Genomic DNA, 26055 nt, shown 5'->3' with positions numbered 1-26055 from the left:
ATATAGGTTTCTATGTCTCTATCAAGTAAATTTTCCATTATCCTCTTAAAAAGTAATACTCTTAATATATTCATTATTGCCTACACTTTATTTGCAGTTATTGGGCTGCCCTTTTCGTTCATAGCGTTGCATCTTTTGCACTCTCTACTTTTCAGTTAATGAAAGGGATGTTTCTTTTATCCCTTCAAATTCATTTAATAGGTACTTAGCTATCTTTTCAACTGCGGGGAAGTCTACTATTTCTTCATGTGATCCAGGGACTGAATACCTATTTACTCTTCCTTTTAATAAAGGTCCCCAATCTGTAAACAACTCTTTTCCTTCCTCAGCACTAAAGTAGAGAACTTCTCCAGAGTATGGTATTAAATCATGCTCTGCCATTAAGTTCAGGCATTTCCTATGAGCATTGATAACTTGCTTCAAATTCATAAGATCTGCATCAGGCGGGAGTACTCCTTCCATAATTAATCGCTCTACAAGCATATCTTGTTCATGGAAGAGGCCTTCCCCCTGCTCAGTAAAATCTCTAGAAATGAAATGCTCATATATATATGAGAGCATATCCTCCGTTGTTTTATAGTCCTGCTCTGAAGGTACTTTAGTATCCATTAGTATCAACAACTCAACTTCCTCACCTTGATTCTTTAGTACAGTTGCGATTTCATAAGCAATTGCACCGCCTAAAGACCATCCTCCAAGACGATATGGACCTTCTGGCTGAACACGTTTTATTTCTTCGATGTAAAGTTGAATTACTTCCGGCAAAGTTAACTCGTCAATTTCTTTCTTTTCTATAAGAGAATTCTGTAAACCATAAAATGAACAATGGTTCTTAAGCAATCTTGCTAGTTGAATGTAACAAAATACATTCCCCATAAACGGATGAACGCAAAAGAAAGGTCTTTTTTCTGATTCTTGTAGTGGAACTAGCGCTGCTACTGATTTCGTCATATCATGCTTATCACGAATAAGGCATGCGATTCCTTCCACTGTTGGATTCTTAATCAATGTAGACACCATAATCTCTTTTCCAAACTTCTCCCTAATTTTTGAAACTAATTTAATTACAAGGAGAGAGTGTCCTCCTCTATTAAAGAAATCATCATTTACATAGACATCTTCTATCTGTAACACATCCTGCCAGATTTTAATCAACTGATATTCAATTTCATCCCTTGGAATGATTGGTGTAGAAAAATTATTTTCTCTTAGAATAGTTAAATTGTTCAATGCCTTTCGATCAACTTTGCCATTCGTTGTAAGAGGAATCTCGTCTACCTTAATAAAGTGTGCGGGAACCATATAATTCGGTACTTGTGTCTTGAGATATTCACGCCAATCATGCATACTACCATCTCCAACTACATAAGCAACCAATCTCTGCTCTCCTAATTTATCCTCTGTTACCAAAACTACTGCTTCTTTTACCAATGGATGCCTCTCTAGATTCGCTTCAATCTCTTCAAGTTCAATACGAAAGCCCCTAATTTTCACTTGATTATCAATTCTTCTCAAGTAATCTAAATTACCATCAGGTAAATAACGAACCAAATCTCCCGTACGATATAAACGCTCTTCTTCATTAAATGGATGACGGATGAATCGCTCTGCTGTTAATTCTGGACGATTCAAGTATCCTCTTGCTATACCTGCACCACCAATATATAGCTCACCTGTTACACCAACTGGGACAGGTAACAAATTTTTATCCAATACATAAGTTTGAACGTTCGGCAATGGACGCCCAATTGTTATTCTCTTACTATCTGTTTGGATATGATAACATGTTGCATCAACCGTACATTCTGTAGGACCGTATACGTTATAAAAATCAATTTTTTCAGTCTCTACTAGCTGTTCCCATAATGACGGCATGATTGCTTCACCACCGACCAATATCTTGCTTGGTACATGAACATCAGCACTTATTTCTAGCAATCCTCCATCTATTAGTAATTGAAGTAATGAAGGTGTCATATCAAACATTTCCAATTTATTCTCCCTAATATAGGACACAAATTGTTCTGGATTAGTGCGAACTTCACTTGGAATAATATATAAACTTGAACCATAAAGCAGCATTTGTAATTGCTGAATAGATACATCAAAGGCAATTGATGCATTCAAACCAACGCGCATATTACTAGGTATCTCATGTGAGAAAACTTCTTTTTGTAAACCATATGATAGGTTTATTACAGAATGGTGCTGTACTAAAGCCCCCTTTGGATTCCCTGTCGAACCAGAAGTGTAGATAACATACGCTAAGTTTTCCCCTGTTACCTCACATATTGGTGAAAGTTTGCTTTCTCGAGAAATCATGGCTTGATCCCTATCTAGGCAAACTACCTTGATTTCTTTAGGTATCCAGCCCACTAATACCTCATTCGTAACTAACACTTGAATGTCTGTGTCTTCTAAAATATATCGTAGGCGGCTTTCCGGATTCGATGGATCCAATGGAACATAGGCTGCTCCGGCCTTCCAAATTCCCATTAGACCAACAACCATCTCAACTGATCGATCAAAGCAAAGGCCAACTAATGACTCTGTTCCAATTCCACATTTCTGTAAATGATGGGCTAATTGATTAGCTCTTTCATTCAGCTCTCGATATGTTAGTTGCTGTTTTTCATCTACCACTGCCAACACGTCAGGCGTACGATTTACTTGCTCTTCGAATAGTTGATGGATTGCATTCTCACGTGGATAGGATATAGTATTATTATTCCATTCTTCCAATAGCTTTCTTTGTTCAGCCTCCGTAATATATACTAGCTCCGATAGATTTTGATCAATGTTTTTGAGCATTTGCATTAACACTTGGTGTAAATGACCCAGCATTCGTTCAATGGTTACTCTATTAAACTTACTACGGTCATACATTAACTTTAACGATAACTGGATTCCTGGAACTACAGCTAACCCTAATGGGTAGTGAGTTTGTTCTACCCCTTCCAATTCACCAATTTCCAGATTTTCTGAAGACTCCTCTTTCACTGGATAATTTTCAAACACATATAAACTATTGAACAGCGGTATTCCTCTAGGAACTTCACTCCACCCCTGAATCTCTGTCAAAGAAGCATACTCATATTGTCTTCTTTCTATCTCTTCCTTTTGTATCTTCTGCAACCAATCTATTAATTTTATATCATCCATCAATTGAATTCGCGTCGGTGACGTTGTAATGAAAGGACCTACGATGTTTTCAACATCAATAATCTCCGTAGAACGCCCTGAGCTTGTTACACCAAAAACAATGTCATTTTCTCCACTATATCGGCTCATGAGATATGCCCATGCACCTTGAATTACTGTACTCAAAGTAAGTTTATTACGTTTCGCCCATCCTTGTAACGCTTGAGTCTGCTCTTCTGATAAATACGTAACCTTCTCTGTGTAACCTTTTTCTTCCTCTTTACTTTCTAAGCCCAGCAAAGTTGGCGCAGTAAAACCTTTTAGCTTCTCTCTCCAGAATTGTTCCGCCTGCTCCTTATCTTGCTCTCTTAACCATTGGATATATTTCTTATATGGTGAGGACTTAGGTAACTTCACAGCTTCTCCATTCATTCTCTTCTGATAGACTGTAAGTAATTCATTAAATACTAATGGTAAACTCCATCCATCCAGTAAAATATGGTGATGGGTCCAAACAATCCGATATTCTTCCTCACCTTCTTGAATGACTGTTACCCGCATCAATGGTGCTTCATCAAATTGGAAGGCTTGTTTTCGATCTAATGCCAAAAAGACTTTTCTTTTTTCCTCTATCTCTTCACTTGTCATTGTACGCCAGTCTTCTTTGTTCACTTTAAATGGGATATTTTCATACACCACTTGTACAGGTTCTTCAATTTCGTCCCATACAAATGCTGTACGAAAAATTTCATGCCGCTGAATTACAGATTTCCACGCCTGCTCAAATGTAGGAATATTCATTTTTCCTCGAATCATAAAACTCAATTGCACTATATACGGTGCAACATGTTCATCCCCTTGGTCATGCAATGTGTGGAAAATCATACCTTCTTGCAAAGGTGATAGTGGATATAAATCAGTAATCTGATTGTTCTTTCCGCGATGCATTTTGTTTAGTACATTTGTCAAACCTTCTTGGCTAAGATTAGCCATTGCAAAATCCGAAATGGTCAGTGCAGATTCTCTATCTGAAAATTGAATCAATGTACTCAGTTGATATAGCATATTCTGTGCAATACTTTGAATCGTTGATTTGGCAAATTGTCCAACATTGTATACCCAAGTGAACTGAAGTTTTCCATCCGTTACAACCCCAATTACATCAATTACATGCGATCGCTTGGAACCGGCAGCATGATCTAAACGCTTAAATTCGTTCTCCGGAATAAACATTGCATCGCTAGAAAACATTTGGTCAAATTGTCCAAGATAGTTAAAACTAATAGACGGTGTATATTGGGAGCTTAATTGCTCACACATTGTTGCGTTCATGTAACGCAACACCCCATAATCAACACCCTTATTAGGAATTTTGCGAACGTGTTCTTTAACTGCTTTTAATGCTGCAATTGGCGTATTAGCACTAGTAATATTTAAATGAACTGGGTAAATACTTGTAAACCATCCCACAGTTCTCGATAAATCAACATCTTCAATAATCTCTTCTCGACCATGTCCCTCTAAATCTACGCTCAATATCGGCTGACCCGTACATGCTGCCGTAGCTTGTACTAATGCTGCTAATAATACTTCATTGATTTGGACACGGTGAGTGCTTAAAGTCTCTTGCAATAACATACGGGTCTCATTCTCATTTAACACCACAGTAATTTCCTCAGTTACTGCGCTTACTGGATTACTTATAGTACCATCTACCGGCAATTTAACTACGTCTTGTTCAGCCTGCTCCTCCCAGTAATGTAGCACTTCTTTTGATAGTCCAGTTTCAGCGTAATGATGTAATTTCTCCGACCATTCTTTAAAAGATGTACTCTTCATAGGTAATTGAATTTTCTGCCCTTGGACTACTTGCGTATATGCTGTTTGCAAATCTTCCAATAAAATTCGCCAAGAAACACCATCCACGGCTAAATGATGAATTGTCCAAAATAATCGACCAGCGTGCTCACCTTCATCAAAATACACCATTCTCATTAGCGGACCATCATGTAAATTCAAACTTTCTTGTGCAACATTAATCTCTTTTTGAATAACCTGATGCCAATCAGCTTCCGGCACTTCGTCTAATGAAATGACAGTAAGCATCAATTGTTCTTCTATTCCTTCATTCCACTGTTTCCAAACCCCATTAGGTAAACGTTCATATCTTAAACGCAGAGCATCATGATGAAGTAGAAGGTTACCTGCCGCCTTTTCCAGTGATCCTATGTCCAATTTCTCTTTCGTTCTAAAGAACATGGATTGATTCCAATGATGTGGGTTAGGATGATTTTGTGCAAAAAACCTTTGCTGAATAGGTGTAAGTATCGTCTCTCCAGTTATAATTCCCTGTTCAGCTTGTACACCTTGTTCTTCTTTGACTACTTGCGCCAACTCAGCAATCGTTTGGTGTTCAAATATTTGTTTTGGTGTCAATTGTAAACCAGCTTGCTTCGCGCGCGAGACAATCTGAATGCTAAGAATTGAATCTCCACCAATTTCAAAGAAGTTATCATTCATACCAATACGTTTTGAACCTAGCACACGTTCCCAAATGATAGAAAGCTTATGTTCACGTTCATTTCTTGGGGCCACGTATCCTTCTTGTGTTCCTTGATAATCTGGTATAGGTAACGATTTCCGATCAATCTTTCCATTTATGGTTAGCGGTAATTCTTTCATTTCGACAAAGTAGGAAGGTATCATATGGATTGGCAGTTTTGTTTTAAGATACTCTCGCCATTCTTCTAAACTGCCTTCGCCCACTACATAAGCTACCAGCCTCTTATCCCCCGACTGATTTTCCCTAACCATTACAACTGCCTCTTTTACCAAGTCATGCTCTTGTAAAGTCGACTCAATCTCTCCAAGTTCAATTCGAAATCCTCTAATCTTCACTTGATTATCCATTCTTCCTAAGTAGTCTATATTACCATCAGGAAGATATCTCACAAGATCACCTGTTCTATATAACCTCTCGCCTTCTTTGAATGGATGAGAAATAAATCGTTCGGATGTTAACTCTGGACGATTCAAGTACCCCCTTGCTAGACCTGCTCCTCCGATATAAAGTTCCCCCATCACACCAACTGGAACTGGCAACCTATTTCTATCTAATACATAAGTTTGGATGTTAGGCAATGGACGCCCAATCGTTACTCGCTTACTATCTTTTTTGATATGATAGCATGTTGCATCAACCGTACATTCTGTAGGGCCATATACATTATAAAACTCAATTTTATCAGTCTCTACTAGCTGTTCCCATAATGACGGCATAATTGCTTCACCACCAACCAATACCTTACTTGGAACATGAACGTCGTCGCACGTTTCTAACAATCCGATATCTATAAGTAATTGAAGCAATGGAGGTGTTATATCAAAGATTTCTAACTTGTTCTCCCTAATATAAGCTACAAACTGCTCCGGATCACTTCGTACTTCGCTTGGAATAATATACAAACTTGAACCATAAAGCAGCATTTGTAATTGCTGGATAGACGCATCAAAGGCAATTGACGCATTTAAACCGACATGCATGTTAGATGGTATCTCATGTTCGAAAACCTCTTTTTGTAAACCATGCGACAAGTTTAGTACAGAATGATGCTGTATTAAGACACCCTTTGGATTCCCCGTTGATCCTGAAGTATAGATAACATACGCTAAGTCTTCTCCTGTTACTTCACATTTTGGTGAAAGAATGCTTTCTTGTGAAATCATTGTTTGATCCCTATCTAGACAAACTATCTTGATTTCTTTAGGTATCCAATCTTCCAATGACTCGTTCGTAACTAATACTTGAATTCCAGTGTCCTCCAAAATATATCGTAGGCGACTTTCTGGATATGATGGGTCTAATGGAACATAGGCTGCTCCAGCCTTCCAAATCCCCATAATACTAACAACCATCTCAATTGAACGCTCAAAGCAAAGTCCAACCAATGATTCATTCCCAATTCCGCATTGCTGAAGATAGTGGGCCAATTGATTAGCTTTTTCATTGAGCTCTCGATACGTTAACTGCTGTTTTTCATCTACCACTGCTACCGCATCAGGTGTACGATTTACTTGCTCTTCAAACAGCTGATGAATTGTACTTTCCTGTGGATATGCTTCAGTATTATTATTCCACTCTTCCAACTGTTTTTGCTGTAATCCTGATAATATAGGCAACTTAGCTAATGATTTATCAGGATTCTCCACGATTACATTCAACCAGTTCCCAAAATGTTCAGCCATGGATTCAATAGTTAAGCTGTCAAATAAATCAGTTCTATAAACAAAAGTAAGTAATAAACCCTCTTCCACTTCTGCAGCAGTTAAACTTAAATCAAACTTAGCGATCGGAGCATTACTTTCCATTACTTCTATATTTCTTACATGTAGTTCTGGTAGCTTCTGTCCCGTATTTTGCAAAGTAAACATGGTTTGGAAAATCGGAGAATGGCTTGTATTTCGTTCAGGTTGGATAACCTCTACAATTTTCTCAAACGGAACATCTTGATACTCATACGCCTTCAATGCTTTTATCCGTACTTGAGATAACAACTCTTGAAATGCCGGTGCATTACTTAAATCAGCTCGATAAACCAAAGTGTTGACAAAGAAACCAATCAGCCCCTCAATTTCTCGATAATTTCGATTTGCAATTGGGCTACCAACAATAATATCCGTTTGTCCCGTATAACGAGCAAGGAAACTTTGATACGATGCCAATAAGGTCATGAAAAGTGTGGCCCCTTCTTGACGACTTAGTTCGTTTAATTTATCCAGTAATGAGCGTGACAACAAAACATTATGAGTTAATCCATGATGGGTTTGCACTGGCGGACGCGGACGATCCATTGGCAACATTAAGACTGGTAACTCACCAGATAATTCTTCCTTCCAATATGCAAGTTGTTGATATAGTACTTCATCTTTCAACCATTCTCTTTGCCACTGAGCAAAATCGGCATATTGAACTGGTAGTGGTTCCAGCTCTGCTTGTGTTTCACCAATCGCATTCTCATAAAATGCCATCCATTCTTGAAGCAAGATTTCCATCGACCATCCATCTGAGATAATATGATGCATATTACACAGAAGAACCCATTCTTCTTCTGAAATTCTTATGAGTTTCCCACGGAATAATGGCCCTTGTTCTAAATCAAATGGAGATTCTACTTCAGTTTGAATCCATTGCTCCAACTTTCTTTCTCGCTCCTCTAATGAAAGCTTAGTTAAGTCCATTTGAAGAAGCGGACGGAAAATATACGGTTGAATCTGCTGCACAGGATAGCCATCCTCTTCATAAAATACAGTCCGCAAAGATTCATGACGCTCTATCAACTGATTCCATCCCAACTCCAATGCCTCAGGTAACCAACTCCCTGTAAGGCGGCATGCCATTGGCATATTATAAAGTGCACTATTTGGTGCAAATTGATCAATAAACCATAAGCGCTGTTGGGCATAAGATAGTGGAATATTATTTCCTCGTTCCATCGGCACCAATGGTGGAATTTCTCGTTTTTCGCTCCCCTTACGCAACTGATCCATTCGTTTCGATAATGCCTCGACCGTTGAATATTCGAACAGTTCACGTACTGGCAATTTGATTTGAAAGACTTCCTGTAAGCGTGAGACCACTTGTGTAGCAAGTAGAGAGTGACCACCAAGTTCAAAGAAAGAATCCCGAACACCAATGTCTCCTATTCCTAACACTTGACTCCACACTGAAGCGATAAGTTCTTCCAGCGGAGTTCGTGGATAGACAGTATTTTCGGCAGATTGTTCACTAAGTATAGGCAATGCCTTCAAATCAAGTTTCCCATTCGGTGTAAGTGGTAAAAATTCCATTTCAATAAAGTTAGTTGGAACCATGTAATTAGGTAAATGTGTTTGTAGATATTCTCGCCATTCACTGACACTGCCTTCACCAACTACATAAGCTACTAATCTCTTATCACCTTGATAATCCTCTCGTACCAATACAACTGCTTCTTTCACAGAAGAATGCGCCTGCAAAACAGCTTCTATTTCTCCCAATTCAATTCGGAAACCACGAATTTTCACTTGGTCATCTATACGTCCATGGAACTGGAGATTACCATCAGAAAGATAACTTGCTTTGTCTCCTGTGTAATAGAGACGTTCTCCTGACTTGAAAGGATGTGGAATAAATTTTTCCTTTGTAAGATCCGGACGATTAGCATATCCACGTGCAAGACTCTTTCCTCCAATATAGAGATCTCCAATTACACCAATTGGTACTAGCTGAAGATGAGAATCTAATACATAAACTTCTGTATTCGCAATCGGTCGACCAATCGATGGCGTACCTGTTGTCACTCCTACAGGTACATAACAATCTGTGGTAACGACTGTATTTTCCGATGGACCATACTGATTAATTACCGCAAAAGGAATATCGTTAGATGGATACTGCGTTAATTGATCCCCACCAGTAATGATAAAACGAAGATCCGTATTATCTGGCCAAGATAATTTCAAGAGTCTTTCCAGAATAGGCGTAGGTGCAAAGCTAGCTGTTATTCGTGAATCAATGAGCCAGTCCCTTAGTGCTTCTGGATTAATTCTCAGTTCCTCTGTTGACAAGTAGAGTGCTGCACCAGCAGTTAGATACGGCCAAATCTCCTGAACAGCCGAATCAAAAGCAACACCTGCAATCTGAGTCGCACGATCCTCTGCTGAAATACGATAAACTTCTTGATGCCAAGAAACCATATTTATTAATGAGCGATGTTCAACCATGACACCCTTCGGTTTTCCTGTAGAACCAGAGGTATAGACAATATAGGCTAAGTTCTCTGGATTTATCTGACGTGTAGGTGCGATTACGCTTTCCACCGTTAATTCTTCTAACCTCACCATTTCGACGTGTGCGAAATGTCCTTCTTGTCCTTCCGCCGTCACTACAAATTGAATTCCTGCATCTTCAATCATGTATTCTAACCTTGATTTTGGATACAACGGGTCTAAAACAACATAAGCTCCACCAGCTTTTAAAATGCCTAGTAAACTTGCCATTAGCTCTGCTGACCTCGGAAGATAAACTCCCACCACTGACTCTGGGGCTACTCCCTTTCGCTGTAAAACATTTGCCAACTGATTTGCTTGTATATCCAGTTCACCATAAGTCCACTGTTTTGTTTGATCAACTACCGCAATCGCATCAGGACGCATTGCTACTTGCTCCTCAAATCTGTCGCAAATAAGACCCTGATGGGACATTTCCATTACAGTGTCATTCCATGTTTCTAATAACAAATTACGCTCGGGTTCCGATAGCATGCTCAGGTCATACAACGGATTTTGCGGGCGATGAGAAACTTCATGTAGCCATTTCTCAAAGTGTCCTGCCATCCGTTCAATTGTAGTAGCATTGAATAAATCCTTATTGTACTCAAAAGTAAAAAGTAATCCCTCTTCCGTCTCAGCTGCCATTACACTTAAATCAAACTTTGCAATTGGACTATAGCTTTCTATCATTTCAATACTTCTACTAGATAACACCGGAAACTCTTGTTTCATATTTTGCAAGATGAACATAGTCTGGAAGATTGGTGAATGACTTGTACTTCGCTCCGGTTGCACAACTTCTACAATTTTTTCAAATGGGATATCTTGATATTCATATGCCTTCAATGCCTTTTGACGAACCTGATACAGTACATCTTGAAATGTCGGTCTATCACTCAAATTAGCTCGATAAACTAGCGTGTTAACGAAGAAACCAATCAGTCCTTCAATTTCTCTATAATTCCGATTCGCAATTGGGCTTCCGACCAGAATATCTTCTTGTCCCGTATAACGAGATAGAAAACTTTGATATGCAGCCAACAGCGTCATGAAGAGTGTAGCCCCTTCTTTTCGGCTAAGTTCATTCAATTTATCATGTAGCGTGCTTGGCAGAATCAGAGTGTATGTCGACCCGTGATGGGTTTGTATTGCGGGACGCGGGCGATCCATAGGAAGTTGGAGTACAGGAAGCTCCCCAGACAATTCTTCCCTCCAATATTGAAGTTGTTGATCAAGCACTTCCTCCTTCAGCCATCCTTTTTGCCACTGAGCAAAGTCGGCATATTGAACCGGTAATGGTTCAAGTTCTGCCACCTTTCCATCCGTTGCTTTCTCGTAAAATGCCATCCATTCTTCAAGTAGTATTCCCATTGACCATCCATCTGAAATGATATGATGTAGAGTACAAAGAAGTATCCATTCTTCCTCTCCCACGTGCAAAATACTTGTCCTGATTAATGGACCCTCTGTTAAATCAAATGGCACTTCTGTTTCTTGTTGAATTAAACGTTTAACTTCTTCTTCTCGGTCTTCAGCAGAAAGCATAGTTAAATCCGTTTTCGGAATTGATTGAAAAGCATATGGTTCAATTTGCTGTACGGGTTGACCGTTCACTTCGTGAAAGACCGTCCGCAATGATTCATGACGTTCTATTAGTTGATTCCATCCCGTTTCCAATGCTTCAAGTAGCCAATTCCCTGTAAGGCGGCATACCATTGGCATATTGTAAAGGGCACTATTAGGTGTAAATTGATCAATAAACCATAAACGTTGTTGGGCATAAGATAGCGGAATAGCTTCTCCTCGTTTCGTTGGTATTAGTGGCGGAATCTCTCGTTTTTTATCTCCTTTACGTAACTGCTCTAATCGCTTTGCCAGTGACTCCACTGTTGCGTACTCAAATAGTTCACGTACTGGTAATTCGATTTGAAAGATTTCCTGTAAACGTGACACTACTTGAGTAGCTAGTAGTGAGTGACCACCGATTTCAAAAAAGGAATCCTTAACACTAATATTTTTTATACCTAACACTTGGCTCCAAACGGAAACGATAAGCTCCTCCACTGGTGTTCGTGATGAAGTAATATCTTCACTTATGAACTGTTCTTCTAATTCCAGTAAGGCTTTCCGATTCACTTTACCATTTGGAGTGAGTGGCATACCTTCAACTTTGAAAAAGTATGCTGGAACCATATAATGTGGCAATTGCTTCTTGAGATATTCACGCCACTCTCCAGTATCCCCTTCACCCACTACATAAGCTACTAACTGCTTATCTCCTGGTCGATCTTCCTTCACCAACACGACCGCCTCTTTTACAGATGGGTGATCATGTAAAGCTGCTTCAATTTCTCCCAATTCAATTCGGAATCCTCTAATTTTGACTTGGTTATCTATTCTTCCAATATATTCTAAGTTGCGATCATTCATATATCTCACCAGGTCACCCGTTCGATATAATCGTTCCCCGTCCTTAAAGGGGTGCGAAATAAAACGTTCAGTAGTTAAATCTGGTCGATTGAAGTAGCCACGTGCCAATCCTACTCCACCAAGGTAAAGTTCCCCTGCCACACCAATCGGGACCACTTGTTGATATTGATCTAACACATACAACTCTGTATTATCAATCGGACGACCAATCGGAATAAGCATTGGTTCTTTTTCTAAATCACAATTATAATAAGTCACATCCACAGTCGCTTCAGTAGGACCATACAAGTTAATTAACTTTGTTTGCTGAACATTGTAAAAGATCCCCTTAAACCGGCGAACCTGCTCAGTGTTTAACGCTTCTCCACTAGTAAAAACTTGAATTAAAGACGATACATCCCTTTTCGAATTATATAGTTCCATATAATCTAAAAAAGTAGATAACATCGACGGAACAAAGTGCATGGTGGACACACGATATCGTTCAATATACTCCTCAATCACCGCAGGATCTTTCTCTCCTCCTGGTGGAAGCAAACAAACACGTGCTCCTACAAATGACCACCAAAATAATTCCCAGACAGAAACATCAAATGAAAACGGTGTCTTTTGTAGGATTGTATCCTCCTCGGACAATGGGTATTTTTTCTGCATCCACTGTAAGCGGTTTATAACGGAATGATGTTCAATCATTACCCCCTTTGGATTTCCTGTCGAACCCGAAGTGTATATGATATAGGCTAAGTTATTTGCTGTTACTCCACTCACTGGAGCTAAATTACTCTCTTTAGAAATCATTACTCGATCCCGGTCTAAACAAATTGCTTGAATACCTTTAGGTAACCAGTCCTGTAGTGCCTCTTTTGTTAACAGCACTTGAATTTGTGAATTCTCCAAAATGTATCTCAGGCGATTTTCGGGGTAACTTGGGTCCAGTGGGATATAAGCCCCACCTGCTTTCAAAATCCCAAAGAGACCAATAATCATATCAGGAGAACGTTCAATACATATACCCACTAATGATTCAGGTCCGATACCTCGTTTCTGTAGAAAACGTGCCAATTGGTTCGATTTTTCATTGAGTTCTTGATACGTTAGCTTTCCACCCTCATAAACTACCGCCACTGCATCAGGTGTCCGTGCAACTTGCTGCTCAAATAGCTCATGAATCATACAATCATGACCATAAACTACGTCCGTATCATTCCATTCTTCTAGGAGTTGTTTCTGCTCAGTGTCCGATAACATTGACAGCTTTGTATATGATTCATCTGGATGATACGTGATTTCATTTAGCCAGTTCTCAAAGTGGCCTGCCATACGTCCAATGGTACTACTATCAAATAAGTCCGTATTGTATTCAAATGAGACAAATAGACCTTCTTCCACTTCATAGGCAGTTAAGCTCAAATCAAATTTAGCAATAGACATATTACTTTCTACCATTTCAATACTTCTACCAGGCAAATCTAGTCGTTCTTGTTTTATATTCTGTAGCGTAAACATGGTCTGAAAGATAGGCGAATGACTCATGCTTCGTTCAGGTTGCACAGCTTCTACCACTTTTTCAAATGGTATATCTTGATATTCGTAAGCTTTTAACGCCTTTTTCTTTGTTTGGCTCAAAATCTCCCGAAAAGTAGGAGTGCCACTCAAATCTGATCGGTAAACCAACGTATTAACAAAGAAACCAATTAATCCTTCTACTCCCTTATGGTTCCGATTTGCAATCGGGCTACCAACTAGAATATCTTTTTGTCCCGTATAACGAGCAAGAAAGCTCTGGTATGCGGCCATTAAAGTCATAAATAAAGTAGATCCTTCTTGTCGGCTTATATCCTTCAATTGACTAAGCAATTTATAAGGAAAAATTACGTGATGCGTAGCCCCAGAGTAAGTCTGCTTAACCGGTCGAGGTCGATCCACTGGCAGTTGTAAGATAGGAAGCTCACCAGACAATTCTTCCTGCCAATACGTAAGCTGACGATTTAGCACATCACCTTGCAACCACTCCTTTTGCCACTTCGCAAAGTCTGCATATTGAATGGATAATGAACTTAATTTAGCAGGATTTCCGCCCGTTTCTTCTTCATAGAAAGCAAGGAATTCATTCATGAATATACCAATGGACCAAGCATCAGAAATAATATGATGCATCGTACACAGTAATAACCATTCATCCTTCTCTAATTGAACAAGCTGATTACGAATTAAAGGACCATTCATTAAATCAAATGGTTCTTGCGCTTCTCTCGCAATTAAACTATCTACCTCTTTTTCTTTTACTTTTAGAGGAAGTTGAGAGTAATCTCTTACAGGTAATGCTCTAGGAAGGAATTCAATAATTTGTTGCACAGGTTGTTCTCCTACTTCTTTAAAAACAGTTCGTAATGATTCATGGCGTTCAATGAGTCGATTGAATCCCTTTTCTAATGCTTCAGGTATCCAATTTCCTTTTAGATGCCATACCGTTGGAATATTATATAAAGAACTATTTGGATTAAATCTGTCCATAAACCACAAACGTTGTTGTGCATAAGACAACGGGATTGCTTCTTTATTCTCCTTTTTTTGCATTTGCTTCTGAAGCCATGCTCTCTTCTCAGGAGAAAGTGAACTCAGCTTTGCAAGTAAATCACTTCTCATTTTTTTACCCCTTCCTCAATCAAATTACTCTCGAATATCCCTTGTGCTTCTTCCTCTGATAGCTCCTCTAATTGCTTAAGTAGTTCCAGTAATTCTTCATCATTACTCACTTCTGCTTCTTTTTGAACATAGTCTTGAAGACTTACATTCTCCTTACTATCATTCTGCATTTCTTGATTTTTGTTATCGAGCAATTGATCAATCTGTTCTGCCAATTGCTGCACCGTATGAAACATAAATAAATCATGCAATGGTATCTCGATTCCAAAAGCCTCTTTAAGATTAGAAACGGCTTGCGTAGCAAGTAGTGAATGGCCACCAATTTCAAAAAACGAATCCTGAATTCCGATGTTTTCCATACTTAAAACTTCATGCCATATCGAAACGATTGTTTTTTCCGTAGACGTACGAGGAGCAATATAACCACTTGCTATCTCCTGTTTCTCTGGTGCTGGTAAAGCCTTCCTATCAATTTTCCCATTAGGGGTGAGTGGAAATGCATTTAATTCGACAAAATAGGCTGGAATCATATAATTTGGTAGTTGGTCCTTGAGATAATTACGCCACTTTTGAGCATCCCCGTCTCCTACAACATAAGCAATCAAACGTGGATCGCCAAGATAATCTTCCCGCACCATCACAATAGCTTCCTTAACTAATGTATGCTTTTGTAATGCCGCTTCAATTTCTCCTAGTTCAATCCGGAACCCACGTATTTTCACCTGATGATCAATTCGTCCAACATACTCCAAATTTCCATCCGGTAAATACCTTACTAGATCTCCAGTCCGGTATACTCGCTCTCCTTCTTTAAACGGATGCGGTATAAATCGATTTTTCGTTAAGTCAGGGCGTTTTAAATATCCACGTGCTAACCCTGATCCACCAATGTACAGCTCACCGACTACACCAATTGGAACCATTTTTTGTTCCGCACTCAGTACATATACTTCTGTATTGAAGATCGGTTTACCAATTGGTGGTACCCTATGCATGACACCCTTTTCTAATTCCATATATGTGGAATACGTAGTATCTTCAGACGGTCCATATAAGTTGTATACCTTCTCAATCGTACTTCTCTCGTATAAATCTTGAACAAGCGGATATGGTAACGGTTCTCCAGCCAAATTCATTACCTTTACTGAAGAAGGAATTGTTTTTGCTCGAACCAATTCCTTTGCTGCCGATGGCACAGTATTAACCAAAGTCACACCTTTGGTAGACAACTTGTCTAGATGTAGAGCATTTTCAGCGACAATCACCTTACCACCCATCGTTAAGGGAACAAATACTTCAAAAACGGATAAATCAAAGGATAGTGAAGTTGAAGCTAATACTCCCGCTAATTCCTTTCGGGAATACGTGTGATGCGCCCAATGAATCATTGTTACTGTATTCCTGTGCTCAATCATTACTCCCTTTGGATTTCCAGTGGAACCTGAAGTATAGATAATATAGGCTAAGTTATCGCCCGTCACTTCACTCGTACATACCGTAGTTACTTCTTGTTCTATTTCTATTCGATTATGATCAATACAAATGACGTTGACGAATTTAGGTATAACCATTTTTTGTTGTAACTTTTCCTGTGTCACCAGTACCTTTATTTGAGCATCTTCTAAAATGTACTGCAGTCGACTTTCCGGATACGCTGGATCAATTGGGACATATGCTCCTCCTGCCTTCATAATTCCTAAAAGACCGACAATCATCGCGGATGAACGTGTAACGCAAATCCCAACTAATGATTCGCATGTTACACCATTTTTTTGTAAATAATGTGCCAATTGATTCGAGCGTTCGTCCAACTCTCGATATGTTAGTTCTTCATCTTCGCACACTACTGCAATTGCTTCTGGTGTTTTTTTCACCTGTTCTTCAAACATTGTATGAATCGTACTTTCTTCCATATCTATAACATGCGATTTATTCCATTCCTCTAGTAGTTGCTTATATTCTACTTTCGATAACATATTCAGTTCTGATAGTACACATTTTGGATGAGAGACAATTTGATTTAACCAATGTTTAAAATGACTTGCCATACGTTCAATGGTTGTATCATTAAACAAATCAGTATTATATTCAAAGGTTAGTGATAATCCTTCTTCCGTCTCAGAAGCAAATAAACTCAAATCAAATTTTGCAACAGAAACATGGCTTTCCATGAGTTCCATTTGTCTTTCAGATAGCTGAAGAAAGTCTTGTTTCGTATTCTGTAAAGTAAACATGGTTTGGAATATTGGTGAATGACTTGTATTCCGTTCCGGCTTTACGGATTCTACCACTTTCTCAAATGGAACATCCTGATACTCGTATGCTTTTAGTGCTTTTTTTCTTACCTGCGACAAAAGTTCTTGGAACGTCGGGTTTTCACTGAAATCAGCTCGATAAACTAACGTATTTGCAAAGAAACCTATTAATCCCTCAATCTCTTTCACATTTCGATTAGCGATCGGACTTCCAACCAAGATGTCGTCCTGTCCTGTATAACGAGAAAGGAAGCTTTGATACGCTGCCATCAATGTCATAAATAAAGTGCATCCTTCTTGCAGACTTAAATCTTTGAGTTTTTCCTGTAGGGAATTCGCCACCATTAAGGACTGATTTGCACCACGGTGGGTTTGAACCGCAGGTCGAGGACGATCCATCGGTAATTGTAAAACCGGTAGCTCCCCAGACAATTCTTCCTTCCAATATTGAAGGTGCTGATTCAAATTCTCTTCTTTTTGCCATTCCTTCTGCCACATGACAAAGTCTGCATATTGGATAGATAACTCCTTCAATTCCGCCGGTTTGCCGTTTAGTGCTCCTTCATAAAAAGCCATCCATTCTTCAAGTAAGATTCCCATTGACCATCCATCTGAAATAATATGATGCATCGTACAAATGAGAACCCATTCTTCCCTGTCCACTTTCAATATTCGTGTTCGAATCAGAGGACCTTGTCCAAAATGAAATGGTTCCTCCGCTTCGTTTTGAATGAGCCGTTTCATTTCTTTTTCCCTATCTTCCAAAGAGAGATCTGTTAGATTCGTTTGAGGGATATGCCTGAATACATGAGATTGAACCTGTTGAAAAGGTTCACCCTCCTGTTCTAGAATTATCGTCCGTAATGATTCATGACGCTCCAACAATTGATTCCATCCGGCCTCCAATGCTTCAATTGACCATTTACCTGTTAAGCGACACGCTGCATGAATATTGTACATAGCACTATTTGGCATTAATTGATCAATAAACCATAGTCGTTTCTGCGCATAGGAAAGTGGAATAGCTTCTTCTCGTTTCATAGGTACAAGGGGGGCAACCTCTCGTTTTTTATCTTCTTTTCGTAACTGATCTACTCGTTTCGCCAACGCTTCCACTGTATCGTGCTTGAAAAGTTCACGTAATGGGATTTTGATTTGGAACAATTCTTGCAATCGAGAGACGATTTGAGTAGCAAGTAGTGAGTGCCCACCCCGTTCAAAAAAGGAATCTTGAATCCCAATATTTTCTGTCCCTAACACTTGACCCCAAACCGAGGCAATAAGCTCTTCCGATGGCGTCCGAGGTAGAACATTTAAATCTCCAATAGCTTGCTCATCAGGTTCTGGCAAGGCCTTTCGATCAATTTTCCCATTCGGAGTAAGCGGGAAGTGTTCTAACTCTACAAAGTGCGCTGGAATCATATGATTCGGTAATTGGTTTTGTAAATACTCTCTCCACTCTTGGGTATTTCCATCGCTTATTACATATGCAACCAATCGTTGATCACCTGGACGATCTTCTCTAACTAATACGACAGCCTCTTTAATAAATGAACATTTTTCTAAAGTCGCTTCAATTTCTCCTAATTCAATCCTAAAACCACGCATTTTAACTTGATGATCCATTCGACCTATAAATTCTATATTTCCATCAGTTAGATATCTTACTGAATCTCCTGTTCGATATAGTCGTTCCCCCAATCGGAATGGATGCGAAACGAATTTTTCAGCAGTAAGATTCGGACGATTTAAGTATCCACGTGCTAAACCAGCACCACCAATATATAACTCACCCTCAATTCCTATTGATTGCAGGCGTTGATTTTGGTCTAATACATATAATTGCGTGTTCTGTATTGGCTGCCCAATAGAAACAAATTCTTGATTAGGCTGAATATCAAATGCATTCACATAAATAGTGGCTTCAGTTGGTCCATAAAAGTTGGTTAATTGCACTTGTTCACTATAATTCCATTTCTGCTGAAATCGTCTAACTAACCCTGAGCTTAGTTCTTCCCCACCAGAAAATACATGGCGTACGGACGAACAATTCATGTTCAATTCAATACGATTGAAGTAATCTAAGAAAACAGATAACATCGAAGGTACAAATTGAACTATAGTAACCTGATGTTTTTTAATCACTTCAGCTATAATAGAAGGATCTTTTTCTCCACCTGGAGGTAAGAAAGATACACTTGCACCAACGTGAATGCCCCAAAACAATTCCCAAACAGAGACATCAAATGAGAATGGCGTTTTCTGCAAGATCACATCCTTTTTAGAAAGTGGATATTTATGTTGCATCCATTCTAGATAATTGATTACTGAATGATGCTCAATCATTACTCCCTTTGGATTCCCTGTAGATCCTGAAGTATACATAACATACGCTAAACTTTCTCCTGTTACACCACTTATACATGGGGTTGATTTTTCTTTTTCAATTGCAGTGTAATCTTTATTCATACAAATCGTTTTAATATTTTCTGATACAAACAAATTTTTAGAATTCTCTTCCGTCACTAGCACTTCGATTCCAGCATCCTCTAATATATATCGAAGCCGACTCTCTGGATAAGTAGGGTCAAGTGGAACATACGCTGCTCCTGATTTTAGAATCCCTAATAACGCTATCATCATTTGTAATGAACGTTCCATATATACCCCAACTAGAGACTCTGGGCCTACACCATGCTTTTGTAAATAATGAGCTAGTTGATTCGCACGCTTCTCTAACTCTTTATAGGTAATTTGTTCATTTTCGTAAATAGCCGCGATTGCTTCCGGTGTTTTTTTTACTTGCTCCTCAAATATCGTATGAATCATGCCTTCAGCCGAATAATTTACTTGAGTATGATTCCATTCCTCTAGTAACAGTATCTGTTCTTCCGCTGTTAAATGAGTAATTTCAAAGAGTTTTGAATCTAGGCTCTTCGTCATCTGAATTAGTATTTGCAATAAGTGATTCTGAATCCGATTTATTGTTTCTTCATTAAAATAGCTTCGATCATACATTAACTTTAAAGTAATTTTCTTACCGGGCATTACAATGAGTGTTAAAGGATAATTTGTTTGTTCCGTGCTTGTAACATCTAGTAATCTTAAATCATCATTTCTCTCACCTTGAATTGGATAATTTTCAAACACATACAAGGTATGAAATAAGGAGCTATTTCGCGGAACCTCACTCCATCCTTGAATATCTATCAACGAATTATACTCATATTGTCTTCGTTCCATTTCTTTCATCTGTATTTTACGAAGCCAATCTACTACTGATGTATTATCCGTTAATCGAATTCTAGTAGGTAATGTGTTAATAAATAGGCCTACCATATTCTCTGCTCCCATTAAATCCGTAGGACGTCCAGAACTAGTTACGCCAAATACGATGTCACTTTCACCGCTATACCTACTCATCAAATAAGCCCATGCACCTTGTACTAACGTATTCAACGTTAATCGACTATTTCGTACCCACTCTTGTAAATTCTCAGTAAGTTCCTCAGATATTTGATAAACACACTCTCCATAGCCCTTCTCTTGTCCTTGATCCTTTCTTTCCATTGCTAATGGAGTAGGTGCATAGAACCCTTTTAATTCTTCTTTCCAAAATTCCTCTGCTTGAATTTGATCTTGTTTATTTATCCACTGGATATATTTTTTATAAGGAAGAGATTTAGGAAGATTCAATAATTCTCCCCTTATCATCTTGAGATAAACTTCCATCACTTCACTAAAGACCAATGATACACTCCATCCATCTAGCAAAATATGATGATGTGTCCAAATAATTCTCGTTTCCTCTTTTGCCTCTTTAATCGCAGTGACTTTCATCAATGGTGCTTCATCCAATAAAAACCCTTTTCTACGATCTGCATTTAAAAACTGTTGTAATTTCTTCGCCCTTTCCTTGTGTGAATGGGTGCTCCAATCCTCTTGATGAATAGTAAAAGGAAGACGTTGGTAAACCGCTTGTAGTGGTTTTTCTACTTCCTCCCACACAAATACTGAACGTAAAACCTCATGTCGATGAATAACATATTCCCAGGCCTTTTCAAAAGTAGCAACATCCAATTGCCCCCCGAGCAAGAAACCTACTTGTACAATATAGGAAAAAGAATGTTCATCATCTTGATCGTATAAAGTATGAAACAGTATTCCTTTTTGCAATGGTGATAAACCATATATATCAATAATGTCTCCCATTTTTACACCCTCTTCTTTTTTAATTTAAGTAATACTTTGCTCAAGCTTTCTTCCGTAAGATCCTCTGCATCAGCAAAATCTGATACCGTAAAAGCAGACTCTGTTGTTGGTTTATTTATAAGTTGACGAAGATGCCTCAACATACCATCTGCTATCAATTGAATTTTTAATTTAGAAAACTGTTCTCTACTATACATCCAAACAAAATGTAACTTTTCATCTTTCACCATTCCGATAACATCAATTAGATGAGATGGTTTGGAATCTGGAGCATGATCTAAAAATGTAAATCCTGTCTCTTGCATAAACAAAGATTCTCTTGAGAAAACCTGATCAAATTGGCCCAAATAGTTAAAACTTATTGAAGGATTTTGCTGATAAAACGGAAGTAATCCTTTATTCAAGTAACGTAAAATACCATAGTCAACTCCGCGATTTGGGATTCGACGCAATTGCTCTTTGACTGCCTTTAACCCTTCAATAGGTGTTTGAGTGCCTTGAAAATTGAGATGAACGGGATAAATACTCGTGAACCAGCCCACTGTCCTTGATAAATCAATACCTTCAATTACCTCTTCTCTTCCGTGTCCTTCTAGATGAATAGAAACCGTTTGCTGATTTGTACAATCGACGATAGCTTGTCCTAATGCCGTTAATAGTACCTCATCAATCCTTGTCTTATGAGTTACTGGAACTTCGTGTAACAATTCATGTGTTTCTTCTATTCCTAAAGTCCTCGTCACTTGATCAATCAATTCTTCTGTCGTTTCTTGTATTGGATAGTCCATTGGAATTTTCATCGTTTCTTTTTCTACTTGTTCATTCCAATAATCTTGTACTTCTTTCGAAATACCTGAATCACTGTACGTCTGGAGTCGTTCAGACCAATCTTTAAAAGCTGTACTTTTCGCAGGTAAGCGAACTTCTTGACCTTGTTTCATCTGGTTATATACCGTCTGTAAATCTTCCAATAGAATCCTCCATGATACTCCATCTACTACTAAATGATGTATCACCCAGAATATTCGATCATTTTCAGTCAAGTTATCTTCAAAGTACACTACTCTCATTAACGGACCAGTAACTAAATTGAAACTAGCTTGATTAATGTTCATCTCTTCTTGTATTATTGTATTCCACTCTTTTTCATTAACTTGATTCCGTTTTACAACATGGAGTACTGACAGCTCATCAGTCCCTTCATTTCTCTGCCTCCATGTTCCGTTTGGTAACTGTTCGTACCGGAAACGTAAAGCATCATGATGTTTCAGTAAATTTAATATCGCTCCCTCTAGTAATTTCACATCCAATCTTTCTTTTACTCTTAAAAGCATTGATTGATTCCAATGCTCTGTATGTGGATGTTCTTGCTCGAAGAACCAGCACTGAATTGGAGTAAGAGGCACATCACCTATCACAATTCCCTGCTCCGCTTGTACTCCCTGCGTTTCTATAGCCACTTGTGCCAGCTCAGCGATAGTTGGGCATTCAAACATTTGCTTTGGAGTAAGTTTTAACCCCACTTGACTTGCTTGAGATATGATTTGAATACTGAGAATCGAGTCGCCACCAATTTCAAAGAAATTATCATAGATTCCCACCTTTTTAACACCTAATACTCTCTTCCAAATGGTAGTTAGTATCTGTTCGTTACTATTCCGAGGGCCAACACATTCACTATTAATCTGCGTTTCCTCCGGCATAGGTAAGGCCTCACGATCAACTTTACCGTTAGCTGTAAGTGGAATAGCTTCCATCGCCACAAATCCCGAAGGAACCATATAACTTGGTAGTTTCGCTTTAAGATACTCTCTCCACGCATCTACATTTCCATCTCCTACAACATATGCTACTAATCGTTTATCGCCTGGCTGATCTTCTCTTACAATTACAACTACCTCTTTTACATATGCATATGTATGTAAAGTAGACTCAATTTCCCCAATCTCAATTCGGAAACCACGTATTTTAACCTGATGATCAATTCTTCCACGATAATCTAGATTCCCATCTGGCAAATACCTCGCTAAGTCTCCTGTCCGGTATAATCTTGCTTTCAGATCACTACTAAATGGATGAGATATAAAACGCTCTGCTGTTAATTCAGGTCTATTTAAATACCCACGTGCAAGCCCTGCCCCGCCAATATAAAGTTCACCATCAACACCTATAGGAACAGGTTGTTGATAAGCGTCTAGTATATACACTTCTAAATCGGGAATCCGCTTTCCAATATTACTTCTTGAAGCCTGCTGCACATCATCTAAAGTAATTGGATAATATGTAACATGAACTGTAGTTTCTGTAATTCCATACATATTAATTAACTGTGGGTTTTTCTCCCCATACCTTTGAAACCACGGTAACAAGCTAGTAGGTTCTAACGCTTCTCCGCCAAATATGACATAACGCAGCTGCAAATTTTTATTCTTATCTTCTTGTTCACACACTTGTATTAATTGTCGAAATGCGGAAGGTGTCTGATTTAGAACTGTGACTTCTTCCTCCACCAATAATTGATAAAAATCCTTAGGTGATCGACTAATCCAGTACGGAACAACAACTAATTTTCCACCATATAATAATGCTCCCCAAATTTCCCATACTGAGAAATCAAATGCATACGAATGAAAAAGCGTCCAAGTATCTTTTTCATTAAACTGATACCAACAATCCGTCGATTTAAATAACCGAATGACATTGTGATGCTCTATCATAACGCCCTTTGGATTTCCCGTTGATCCCGAAGTATAGATTACATATGCCAAATTTTGGGGACCGACACTAGAAACCGGCAAAGTCTTACTTTCTTTCCCAATCTCATCTTGATCACGATCCAGGCAAATCGACTCAACATTTTCTGGTAACCAGTTCAATTCTTTTAAACTTTCTTGCGTTACGAATAACTGAATGCTAGCATCTTCTAAAATATATTGAAGTCGTTGCTCTGGATATGTTGGATCAAGTGGGACATAAGCCCCACCAGCCTTCAAAATCCCTAAAATACCTACAATCATCTCGTGGGAACGTTCAACGCACAGTCCAACTAAAGTATCAGGTCCTACTCCTTTTTTCTGCAGATAATGAGCTAACTGGTTTGCACGTTCATTAAGCTCCTTATAAGTAATTTTTTCTTTTTCATACGTAACTGCAATAGCATTTGGATAAATCATCGCTTGCCGTTCGAACATTTCATGAATAGTTACTTGAGGCGGGACATCCAGTTTAGGATTGTTGAACTCAACTAAACTTTTTCTTTTATCTTCCTCAGAAATGATTTCTATTTCAGCCACCTTCTGCTTTGGGTTTTCAAAAATATTTTCCAGTATCACTAGCATAACGTTAAAGAATCGTTCTATCTCTTCCTTAGAAAATAGCTCCTCACGATAATCAATATGTACATGTAAAGAGTCTATATCAATTAGATTTTCAATATGCACTGCAAAATCTTGTACTTCTTCACGGTTTGGAATCCATAGTGAGTCACCACTTTCATCACGATTCCTATAATCAATCGTAGTTCCGAAAAGTCTCACATTACTGTTACTCTCTTTATTAATCTGCTTTAATAACAAATCAAATGGATATTTCTGGTGTCTTAATGATTTACTTTGTTTTCTGGACACCCTACTAATAAATGAAAGTACTTCTTCTTCTGGATCAATATCCATTCTTAAAGGAACTGTACTCACCATCATTCCAATCAATTTTCGTTCCATTTTAGTCATACGGTTGCCGTAAGCCATTCCTAAACCAATATCAAGGGATGAGGTCCACCGATACATGGACAACGAGAAAGCAGCAACAAAAAGAGTATATAAACTAATTTTGTAATCTTCAGAAAATTTTTCTATCTTTCTCTTCAAATGTTCCGTTAATATAAACGTCTCACGTGATGCTTTGGTACTAACTTGGTACGTATTATAAGGCTTCAACCCGGTCACAGATGGCAGTGTTTTAAATTCCTCTAACCAGAATTTTTGATCTTTTTGAAAACGACTACTATTCAAGTATGTTTGTTCATTAGTCAGAAATTGAACATATGAATTTTTAATTTCGCCTTCCTCATTCTCGTTATGCATGTCATAATAATATTTTGCAATCTGCTCAGTAAATATTTGAATTGATAAACCATCCATAATAATATGATGAACATTTCCAAAGACCGCACATTCATTATCGTTTAATTTTATTAAAGCGAAATAGTATAAATTCGAATTAAATAATGTAAACGTTTCTTTTGTTTTCTGCTCAATCCATGCCTCAAGCAAATTTGTATTCTCCACATTACTGAAATCAAAAAACTCAAATTCTTGTTCTTCATGTTTAATAAAATATTGTTTAGGTTCTTGATGCCCATTTTCTTTTAACCTAATGCACAGACCGTCATTTTCACTGATAACGCGATTCACAACTTGGTTTAATTTTGAATAGTTCATTTTTCGATGAAGTTTAAATAAAAATCTTAAATTACATATTCCTTTATCAGAATGAATAACTTCTGTATACCATATTCTTCGCTGTGGATGGCTTAATGGATAACATTCCTCATTGGTCATAA

Annotated in this window: 3 protein-coding genes; all 3 read right to left on the bottom strand. The window is 38.3% G+C overall.

Features of this window, described 5'->3' with window-relative positions; all coding sequences use genetic code 11:
* Positions 1-144 precede the first annotated feature (144 nt).
* Genes C4S65_RS15080 through C4S65_RS15070 form a run of 3 tightly spaced genes read right to left on the bottom strand, consistent with a single transcriptional unit; the run spans position 145 to position 26053 of the window.
* The gene (locus C4S65_RS15080; RefSeq protein ID WP_103945278.1) at positions 145-15027 is read right to left on the bottom strand and encodes a non-ribosomal peptide synthetase; all 14883 of its coding nucleotides are present in this window, start codon (positions 15025-15027) and stop codon (positions 145-147) included.
* Entirely contained in the window at positions 15024-21494 is a 6471-nt protein-coding gene (locus C4S65_RS15075; protein ID WP_103945277.1) for a non-ribosomal peptide synthetase, read from the bottom strand. Before C4S65_RS15075 ends, C4S65_RS15080 begins: the two co-directional genes overlap by 4 nt.
* Before the next feature lie 2 nt (positions 21495-21496).
* Positions 21497-26053: a non-ribosomal peptide synthetase gene (locus tag C4S65_RS15070; RefSeq protein WP_097960422.1), complete on the bottom strand. Its 4557-nt coding sequence runs from the start codon at positions 26051-26053 to the stop codon at positions 21497-21499.
* Positions 26054-26055: the final 2 nt, after the last annotated feature.

This window comes from Bacillus sp. ok061 (genome assembly GCF_900108285.1).
GTDB classification, from domain to species: Bacteria; Bacillota; Bacilli; order Bacillales; family Bacillaceae_G; genus Bacillus_A; species Bacillus_A thuringiensis_S.
The sequence above is the reverse complement of the archived record's forward strand: the minus strand, read 5'-3'. Positions and strand labels throughout refer to the sequence as shown.

Bases quoted from the DNA above. Each gene is read 5' to 3' on its own strand.
- C4S65_RS15080 (WP_103945278.1), bottom strand. From the start codon at position 15,027: ATGAGAAGTGATTTACTTGCAAAGCTGAGTTCACTTTCTCCTGAGAAG.
- C4S65_RS15075 (WP_103945277.1), bottom strand. From the start codon at position 21,494: ATGGGAGACATTATTGATATATATGGTTTATCACCATTGCAAAAAGGA.
- C4S65_RS15070 (WP_097960422.1), bottom strand. From the start codon at position 26,053: ATGACCAATGAGGAATGTTATCCATTAAGCCATCCACAGCGAAGAATA.